Annotated in this window: 8 protein-coding genes; 2 read left to right on the top strand and 6 right to left on the bottom strand. The window is 70.4% G+C overall.

Annotation, left to right across the window (positions count from 1 at the left end; genetic code table 11):
* Together ACFWBT_RS38955 and ACFWBT_RS38950 are read right to left on the bottom strand one after the other, a co-directional pair.
* The coding region (locus ACFWBT_RS38955) for an acyl-CoA dehydrogenase family protein (protein ID WP_385708386.1) at window positions 1-1,153 on the bottom strand (1,153 nt) is incomplete at its 3' end.
* A gap of 70 nt (window positions 1,154-1,223) precedes the next feature.
* Window positions 1,224-1,826 (bottom strand): PadR family transcriptional regulator, encoded by a 603-nt coding sequence (locus ACFWBT_RS38950; RefSeq protein ID WP_385708383.1) that lies wholly within the window; start codon window positions 1,824-1,826, stop codon window positions 1,224-1,226.
* Between the two features lie 219 nt (window positions 1,827-2,045).
* Here ACFWBT_RS38950 and ACFWBT_RS38945 point away from each other — a divergent pair, with 219 nt between their 5' ends.
* Together ACFWBT_RS38945 and ACFWBT_RS38940 are read left to right on the top strand one after the other, a co-directional pair.
* Complete coding sequence (locus ACFWBT_RS38945) at window positions 2,046-2,495, top strand: hypothetical protein (RefSeq protein ID WP_385708379.1); 450 nt, start codon at window positions 2,046-2,048, stop codon at window positions 2,493-2,495.
* A gap of 261 nt (window positions 2,496-2,756) precedes the next feature.
* The gene (locus tag ACFWBT_RS38940) at window positions 2,757-4,118 is read left to right on the top strand and encodes a histidine-type phosphatase (RefSeq protein ID WP_385708376.1); all 1,362 of its coding nucleotides are present in this window, start codon (window positions 2,757-2,759) and stop codon (window positions 4,116-4,118) included.
* Between the two features lie 71 nt (window positions 4,119-4,189).
* On the opposite strand, the gene ACFWBT_RS38935 is transcribed toward ACFWBT_RS38940, so the two are convergent.
* The 4 genes from ACFWBT_RS38935 to ACFWBT_RS38920 all read right to left on the bottom strand — a co-directional run.
* Window positions 4,190-5,989 (bottom strand): hypothetical protein, encoded by a 1,800-nt coding sequence (locus tag ACFWBT_RS38935; protein ID WP_385708373.1) that lies wholly within the window; start codon window positions 5,987-5,989, stop codon window positions 4,190-4,192.
* A gap of 119 nt (window positions 5,990-6,108) precedes the next feature.
* A complete protein-coding gene (locus ACFWBT_RS38930; RefSeq protein WP_385708369.1) occupies window positions 6,109-6,504 on the bottom strand; it encodes an NUDIX domain-containing protein in 396 nt (131 codons plus the stop codon).
* A 263-nt stretch (window positions 6,505-6,767) separates the two neighbouring features.
* Entirely contained in the window at window positions 6,768-7,643 is an 876-nt protein-coding gene (locus tag ACFWBT_RS38925; RefSeq protein WP_385708366.1) for a hypothetical protein, read from the bottom strand.
* Between the two features lie 252 nt (window positions 7,644-7,895).
* Window positions 7,896-9,367 (bottom strand): SMI1/KNR4 family protein (locus tag ACFWBT_RS38920; RefSeq protein ID WP_385708363.1); only part of this gene is annotated, 1,472 nt, incomplete at its 5' end.

The raw sequence follows: 9,367 nt of genomic DNA, 5'->3' as shown, positions 1-9,367 counted from the left end.
GGACGTGGACCGTGCCCTCGAGCTTGGGCAGGCCGCGGATCTCGATGGCGGCCTGGGAGAAGTAGTTGTCCTTCTCGAAGCCCTTGGCGGCGATGACGTCCCACATCAGGTCGATGACCTTCTCGCCCTCCGTGGTCACCTTCATCTTCGTCATCGGGTTGAAGAGAAGGTAGCGGCGGTCCTCGGGACCGGCCGAACGGAAGTAGTCGACGGCGCGGTCGCTGAACAGCTTCATGCCGACGAGACGGACGTACGCCTCGGCCAGCTCCCGGCGTACATGCGGGAACGCGGTGACGGGACGGCCGTAGAGGATGCGGTTGTGCGCGTGCGTGACGGCCTCGTACATCGCGTGCTCGCAGATGCCGATCGAGGCGGTGCAGAGGTTGAACTTGCCGACGTTGACGGTGTTGAGGGCGGCGTCGAAGGCGGCGCGGCCGGTGTGCAGGACGTCCTCGGGGGCGACCGGGTAGTCCTCCAGGCGGAACTCACTGACGAACTTGGAGGAGTCGACGACGTTCTTCACCAGGTGGTACGCCGGGTGGCGGCTGTCGGCCGCGAAGAAGACGTATCCGTCGGGGCCGTCGATGTCGGTGCGGCGGCCGAACACGGAGACGAGGCCGGCGGCGTTGCCGTTGCCGATGTAGTACTTGGAGCCGCCGGCCCGGAAGCCGCCGTCGGCCTGGGGCTCCAGCAGCATGTCGGTGGAGTAGATGTCGGCGCCGTGGGCCTTCTCGGACAGGCCGAAGGCGAAGACCTCGCCCTCGGACAGGAGGTCCGCCGCACGCGTGCGAGCCGTGGCGTTGTCGCTCTGCCAGACCGGGCCGAGACCGAGGATGGTCACCTGCCAGGCGTACCAGTAGTCGAGACCGTAGAACCCGAGAATCTCGTTCAGGGCGGCGATCCGGGCGGTGTCCCAGCGCTGGTCCTCGTCCGTGGCGGCCGAGGCCGGGGTGAGGAAGGTCGCGAACAGGCGCTCCTTCGCGGCGAAGGCGAGGAAGTCACCGAGCCAGGCGCGGGTGCGGTAGTCCTCGATCAGGCGGCGCTTGCCGCGGTCCTCGAACCAGTCGACGGTGGCGCGCAGCAGCCTGCGCGTCTCGGGGTCGAAGTGCGTCGGGTCGTAGGTGTGCGGGTTGAACAGCAAGGGAGTGGCCATGGAGGTTCGCCTTCCGAGGGATGGGAGGTGGTACGAGATTGCCGTACGGGGATGAAGAAGGGGGTGCGGCTCAGGCTGACGGCCCCGACGGGCTGCCCTGCGGTCCGGCCGTGGCACCGGTCGACTCGGCCAGGGTGTGGAGGGTGGCGAGGACGTCGTCGAGCCAGGCGATCGTCATCCGCTCGAACGCGATGCCACCGCGCAGCACGACGTGCTGCAGTTGCTGACCCGCGTCGAGCGGTGTGGGGGCGTCAGGCCCGGTGAAGTCGCGCAGTTCCCCGGTGAGATAGTGCGCGAGCCGGTCGCTGTGGACCTGGTGGTGCCGCTCGACCTCGTCGATGAGCGCCGCCGGGTCGTCGAAGGCGCTGCCGCGGATCTTCACCGCGAGATCGTGACGAAGGCTCTCCGGTTCGATCGGCTCGTGCAGCCATCGGGAGAGGGTCGCGCGGCCGGGATCGGCGACGGAGTACTCCTTCTTGTCCGGACGTCCCTGCTGCGGTACCTCGCGCACGGAGAGGACACCCTCGCTCTCCATGCGTTTGAGAACGCGGTAGATCTGCTGATGGGTCGCGGTCCAGAAGTGGCCGATGGACCGCTCGAACCGCCGGGCCAGCTCATAGCCGGAGCCTGGCTTTTCCAGCAGGGAGACGAGGATCGCGTGTTCGAGCGCCATACCCCACAGCTTTCTATGCAACTCGTTGCATAGACAAGCGCCGTCGCCCGGGTGAGACACGGCTCACCCGAGCAGCGGCCCATCCGACGGCGATGGCACGCGCTGTGGCGGTGCTTGGGGTCACAGCGAGGCCCTGGGAGAGCACGGACCGCTCGTGAGATTCACCGGCACCGGGCCGGCGGACAGCGCCCTTCCCCGGCACGGTAGCGTGGCCCTGACATGCGCCGACTCCTTCTCACGCTGCTTCCGGTGGCGGCCCTGACCGGATGTTCGCTCCTCGGCCAGAACATGCCGTGCACCCTGGTCGGTGGCGATTCGCGGGTCTCCGCTGTGTGGCTGCCGGCCGACTTCGGCGGCCGGGACGCGGCGACGATCCGGCTGTGCGTGAACCGCACGTGCGAGGAGCACGCGTCGGGCAGTCCCGGCGACCCGTTCGCCTCGCTGTCGGTCCGACTCCCCGACGGCATCGGTGCGTCCACCCTGCCGGTACGGCTCACCGTGACGTCCGCGAAGAGCGGAGCCACCGTCGTCGAAGACAGCACCCGGGCCAGGCTGACGGAGCAGCACCCCAACGGCAGGTCCTGCCCACCCACCGTCTGGACGGCGACCTTCCGTGCCCACCCCGACAAGGGCCTCACGACACCCAAGGGCATGAACCTGCAGAGGTGAGCCGCTCGACGCAGACGTCCGTGCCTCAGCACCGAAGAGGTCAGGAAGACGGGCGCGGCAGCGCGACCGGCGCTTCGACGGCGCCGTCCCGAACGAGAAGTGCCCGCCATGGAGCGGGCATGCCGCGCGGTCCCGTCGAGGGCTGACGCGCCTTCCTGACGCGCCCTCCTGACCCGCCACTCCCGAGCCACCCTGCGTTCACATCGGCCGTCGACGATACGGAAGATCACCCGCGTGACCCTCCGACGAAACGGCCCGTCCATGAAACGAGTCACCCCCGCTCTCACCCTGGGGCTCTGCGCACTCCTGGCGACCTCCGTCCCGGCCCAGGCCGGCGAGCGGACCACCGACAGCTACGGCACCAAGGCCGTGTACGAGGCGCGGCAGGACGCCCGCACCTACCAGCGGGCGCCCCGCGGGTTCGTCCCGGTCTTCACCGAGAACGTCTCCCGCCACGGGGCGCGCTCGGCGACCGACAGCGAGGACGGCGACCTGATCCTCGCCCTGTGGGACAAGGCCGAGAGCGAGGGCGAACTCACGCGGAAGGGGCGCGGGTTCGGGCCCCAGGTGCGCGCTCTCCTCGACGCCATGGCGAAGGTCGGGTACGGCAACCTCAGCGGACGCGGCAAGCGCGAGATCCGGCAGACCGCCGTCCGCGCGGAGCAGCGGCTGCCCGGGCTCTTCGACCGGATCGCCGCCGACTCCGAGGGGATCGGCGTGGTCAGCTCCGGGCAGGGCCGCGCCGTGGACAGCGGCACCCTGTACGGTGCCGCGCTCGCCGCAGCCGACCCGGACCTGGCCCCGCTGATCGGCCCCACCCGCACGGACAAGGACCTGCTCTATTTCCACAAGACCGCGGGCGGCGCCGCCTACCGGGACTACATCGCGAACGACCAGCGGCTCGCGACCACCCTCAAGAACATCACCGACCAGCCCGCCACCCACCGTGCCGCCCGCAGCGTCCTGCGGGAGATCTTCACCGACGACTTCGTGCGGCGCGTCACCGACGGCGAGTTCTCCTCCATCGGCAGCGACGTCGACGCCGCCGAGGCCGTCTACAACCTGTACGCCATCGCCCCCGCCATGAGCGACGAGAGCCCCGGCGGCAGGGGCTGGGACATGCAGCGGTACATCTCCCGGCACGATGCCGCCTGGTTCGGATACCTGGGCGACACCGAGGACTTCTACGAGAAGGGCCCGGGCTTCGCCGACAGCGACATCACGTACAGGATGGCCGACGTCCTGCTCGACGACTTCTTCCGCCAGGCGGAGGCCAAGCGCGCGGGAACCAGCACACTCGGCGCCGAACTGCGCTTCACCCACGCCGAGGAGATCATCCCGCTGGCGGCCCTGATGGGCCTGCCCGGCAGCACCGAGCCGGCCACCCCCGACCAGCCCTACACCTACGCCGACAACCCCTGGCGGGGCGCGTCCGTGGCACCGCTCGGCGCGAACATCCAGTGGGACGTCTTCCGCAAGGGCGACACCTACCTCGTCCGCATGCTCTACAACGAGAAGGAGACTGCGTTCAAGGCGGGCTGCCGCCCGGTGTCGAAGGGCAGCACGTTCTACGACCTGAACGAACTGGAGCGCTGCTTCGGGCGCGTGAACCCGGCTTCCTGACGGAACGCGTGAGCGCAGCGGCGAAGGCCCGGCCTTCGTCCGACGGCCGCCGGTCCTCAGGCCGTCGGTCCTCAGGCCGTCGGTCCCTGCGCCCCGCGGACCAGCCGCCAGGCCTCGGTGAACAACTCGGGGAGCGTGCCCGGCAGCAGCTCGAAGGCACGCACCTCACTTCCGTCGGCGCTCAGCCGCGCACCGATCAGCGGCGCTTTCCAGGTCTCCATCGGTGGCAGAGGCTTCTTGGCGTGCGCCCACGGGCCGGGCAGGAAGAGCGTGCGCCCCGCGCGGGCCCTGCGGTCCTCCACCACCAGACCCCGTGCCACCAGCTCTGCCGCGGCCGCCTTGTGACGGGCCGGGGTCCAAGCGTTCCAGCGCCGTACGCTGCGGTCCGACGGAGCGGGGAGCAGCAGGAGCTGGAGGTAGAGGGCGGCGGCGTCCTCGGGCAGGGCCAGGGTGACGGCCACGTCGGCGACCAGGTCCGGGACACAGGCGCGCGGGTCGGACTCGTAGCGGCCCGGGGGTAGTTCGCCGTCGGTGACGCGGGCGGTGACGCGGTCGCAGGTGCCGTCCGTCAGCCAGTCCCAGCGCCGACTCCCACGGCTGCCGCGGACCACGCCCGCGTGGAGGACCCTGGCCGGTGAGTCGCTTCCGGCGAGCACCTTGCGCAGGTGGCGGACGACCTCGGGCACCCCGTCCCGTACGGGGTCCCCGGCGGGGAGGTCCGCGTACGCCCACGCCAGGCCGGCGAAGACGGCGTCCGCGACGGTATCGGCGTCGTAGCGGACCATGACGTCCCACGCGGTGCACAGACGGCGATGCTCGGACGGGCAAGGACAGCCCCGCAAGGAGAAGCCCGGCGGCACAGGGGCGTTCGCCGGGTCGAGGAACAGCCGGCACAGGTGGGCCGCCGGCATCCGGGTCTCCAGGGCGACCGCCGCCTGCCAGGTACTCCACGGCGGCTGCGGGCCGGCGCCGTGCTGCTCCACCCAGGCAGCGGCGGTGCGCTCCGCGACGCGGGCGAGGCCGCCCGGCTCCCACAGGTCCGCGGGGTCCTCGGGCATCACGTCGGCGAGCAGGGTGAGCCGCCCCTCGTCCCGCAGCATGGCCAACTCGGCGTGCGCGGAATCGAGTTCGCCGCTCTTGAAGCCGATCACGGCACGTTCGTGCTGGTCGAGGAAGGGCGTGTAGTAGCTGCTCGCACCGGGGTTGCCGGCCAGGACGAGGGCCGCGGCGGGGCGGCTCAGCCCGGTGGCCTCGCTCAGGGCGAGGGCCGCGGCCGCGTCCCAGGCGACGGGGCCGCGTTCCCGGACGAGCTCCACCAGAGCCAGCAACTGTCCGGGAGTGCCCCAACCGCGGTGACAGTCCACGACGTAGAGCGGTTCCTCGGGGCGCGGGGCGGCCTCGCCGCCGGGCAGCACGGCCTCGAAGTAGAGGGTTTGGCGCGCCGCCGGCAGATGCAGGCCGAAGGAGACGCCCCCTTGGTCGCGGACGGTGAACGAGGTCGTCCCGGCGAGCCGGCCCAGGCGGAAGCGGTAGGCCGGATCGGCGAACGGCGTCCGCGCCCACATCTCCAGGAAGTCGAGCAGTACCTCGCGGCGCTCCGGCCTGGTCGCGGGGGCCGCCGCGCGCAGTGCCAGCGCGCCCGTGCGTCCTATGAGTTCCGTCCAGCTGCCCGCCGCGGGCGGACGGACCTCCCGTTCGCCCGGATCGGGCGCCCAACTGCCTTCGACGTAGCGCCCGATGCGTCCGATACCGGCCAAGGAGCCCGTGTTCCAGCAGCCCGAGGCCCCGACGAGACCCTGTAGAGCGGCGGATACGTCGAAGTCGTTCCTTATACCGGGAGGCCGGAGCGGAGCCGTGTCGATCTCATTCATACGTCCGAGCATGACGGACGGCACCGACAACGGCGTGTGCGGGCAGGCACGCACACGTGGTACACGACCCACCGGCCGTAGGTCTCGATGTGGAGTTGCCGCACGCTTGAGTTCTGACGTCACCGTGGATCGTGGGAGGGGCCAGAATCCGACGCGCGTGTGAGTCGGGCGAGGTAGGTGTCCAGGGATTGAACACGTCCCGGAAGGACTTCCCGGAGGTCCCACCAGCGAATGGCCGCGATCTCCTCGGTGGCCTGGAAGTCCCGAACATCGGTGGTGCGGCCTGCGAACAACGCCGCGTTCTCGGCTCGTTGGTCGGGTGCGAGGACAAAACCCGCGTAGCCGATGAACCGTAGCGGTCCGTCGGGTACCTGGCCGCTCTCCTCCAGCAACTCGCGCGCAGCCGCCTGACGAGAGGATTCGCCTTCCTCGATACGGCCGCCGGGCAGTTCCCACGCCTGACGGAATCGATCGAAGACCATGAGGACACGGTCGGCGTGCCAGATGGCGACCAACGTCGCCGGCAGCGGCGCGTCACACGGTGGCGCGCCTTCGGTCCCGCGTGCGAAGGAGACCAGGTAGTTGCAGCGACCGTCGACTGCGAGGGGCGGGACAGGGGAGTGGGGCACCTCGCCATGCTTCCCAGCCCATCGCCGTGCAAATCCGATCCGATCATGACGGACGAACAGCCACGACGCGGGTGCGGCAGTTGAGGGCCACTGCTCCTGGTGTTGCTCCAGACAACTGCCGTGCTGCGGCGCACCGGGCCCGACGCTGGTCAGTTCTTGTAGGGCACGGGCCTGCCGGTGTACGCGTCAAGAAGCAGGCGCTCGCCGACCGGGCGGTCCAGCTTCACCGTCACCTTCTTGGCGAGCAGGTTCGATGTGCAGGGACCGTCGGAGCGGCCGTGGATCCAGCCGGAGAGGACCACGCTGCCCGCCGATTCCCGTACGTCGACCATCGGGCCGTCGTCGCAGGCCCCGTGATGGGCGCGTACCGTGACGCGGCGGCCGTCCTTCGAGACCGAGACGAGGCCGGCGAGCGGCCACAGCTCGTCGGACGGAAGCGTCAGAGACTTGATCGGGGACTTGGGGGGTTTCGCCGGTCCGGCGACTGCGACGCGGATGAGCGGGGTGTCGTACCCCTTGAGTGTGAAGTGCCAGGCAGGCACGGTTGCCGGACCCCGGCTGGTGAGGAGGGTCGTCGCGCCGAGCCGGGCGCCGGTGACGACAAGGGCGGCCCTCGTGTCCTTGCCCTGGGCCAACCCCTCGTACGAGGTCCGCGCGGAGTCGATCGACACGGTCAGGACTCCACCGGCGCGCCAGCGGATCTTGCCCTGCTTGGCGCTGGAGTCGGGGAGCTTGCCGCGCAGTTCGAGGTTCCGGGTCTGGTACGCGAGCTTGTCGGCATGGTTGTGGAAGGCGTCCTCGGGCAGCCGGACCGGATCGTCCAGCGGGAAGTAGCCTTCCCGCCAGGTCTTCGCGGCCTCGGAACCGTCCCAGGCCTCGGAGACTCGTTCCGCGCGCTCAGCTCGTTCCCGGTTGTCGCTTCCGACCTGCGCCGCTGTCCCGGTGCCGCAGGCTGTGGCTCCCACGGCCCCGATGGTGAGCAGGGCGAGCGTTACGAGCGGCCGGCGCAGTCTGATGCTTCGCATGTTTCCCCCTGGACGTACGGCATTGTGGACGGGACCCGCCACCACATCTGTGACGCCCAGGCCGCGAGGAACGTTCGCCTTCAACGTGCCGACCGAGCGCGCGAGTTCGACTAGTCCGTGCCGGTTCCGGCCTTGTGCAGTCGCGCTCGACCATGCCGTTCGACGACGACTCGGCGGTGAAGTGCAGTACGCGGGGCGTTCGTGGTGCTGATGTCCGCCCAAGGCCGGACGGCCACGTGGCCTGGCCGGTCGCTACCTGCTTCCCGGCCCGTCCTCTTCCGTCCACCGGCCGTCCGCCGGGCGCGCGCCCCCCATTTCCACCCGGATCACCGTGTACGTCTCGCCGTTCCTCGGCGGTCGCGTCCAGGAACGGGTGGTGAACGTGTGCAGCCGCCCGTTCACGATGGCATGACGCGGCAGCTGGACACCGAACTCCCCGGCTACCGCTTCCAGCAGCGACCGTTCCACCTCGGCCCCGACGTCCAGGGCGCCGAAGAACAGGCTCGGATCCAATGCCCGCGGTATCTCCCCGCTCTGCTGGATCTCTCCGTCCGCGTACGTGAATGCGTACTGCTCGCCACCGTCTCGCGCTACCGAAAGATGGAAGAACGGATCCCCGTGCTGTGTCCTCAGGCCGCTCCACACCACGATCGCGCGCGTGCCCTCACTGGCGGCCGCGGCCGGAGAGACGAACCGCCGCTGGTCGAACGGGGCGGGGTCGCCGTCGAAGGCGAAGCTCCAACCGGTGCCTGCCCGGCCGACCGCCATGAGAGCCCTGTCGTCGTAGGACGAGGACTCCCGCCGGTTGTGCCGCGATCTGCGGTAAGCCTCCCAGAAGGTCAATGGTTCGTTCAGCACGGTGTCGTCCCCGTCCGCGAGACGTCCGGGCACCTCCTGCGGCTCCACCCCCTCCACCAGGACGAACCGGAAAGACGTCCGGTTGTTGCCCGGGTCCGGCTCCGCGAGCCAGGCCAAGGTGCCCGGGTCGAGCCCGGCCGTCGGCCTCGGTGCCTCACCTGCCTGCCCGCCCCTCGGCGTGGACAGCAGCTCCCGGCCCCGCTCCGGAGTCAGCAGCGGTCCGAGCACCGGGTCGGCCACCCACCCCAGCGGTGCCAGATGGTCCGGACCCAGCGGCTCCCACAGGGGTAGAGCGTCCATCAGCGTCCGCCACGCCCTGTCGGCCTCTCCCCACCGCGCCTGTTCCCGCGCCCGCTCGACCGCCTCCCCGAACGGTCCGGCCACCGTGTACCGGTACGTGCCATCCCTCACCTGTTCCAGTGTCGCGAAAGCCAGCGACACCATCTCGTCGTCGGCGCCCCCCAAGTGGAACCTCAGCGTGGAGTCATCCCGGTACGAGCGTGCCGCGTGCTCGGCGACCAGGGCCGGCAGCAGCTCGGGCGCGTACCGCGGGTCCGTCACCAGGTCCTCGAAGTACACCATGTGGCTCTGTCCGAGCAGGCGACGTATCTGATCGCCCAGCCCCGCAGCCCGCGGCCTGCCGTACCCCTTGGCCTCGTCCAGCGCCTTCACGGCCCGTTCCCAGCCGCCACCCAGCGCCTCCAGCCGGGCCTCCTCCACCAGAGTGTCCAGCTCTCGCGTCGTGTCGTTGGCGAACACCGGATCCCCGTCCCTCCGCCGTGCCTGAAGGCTGTGGAACTCCCGATGCATGTCCCGCATGAACTCAAGGAAGTTCGCGTGCCGCTCGGGCGGAGCGGCACGCCAAC

This window comes from Streptomyces sp. NPDC060027 (assembly GCF_042737005.1).
GTDB lineage: Bacteria > Actinomycetota > Actinomycetes > Streptomycetales > Streptomycetaceae > Streptomyces.
This window is presented reverse-complemented; position numbering and strand designations above follow the sequence as displayed.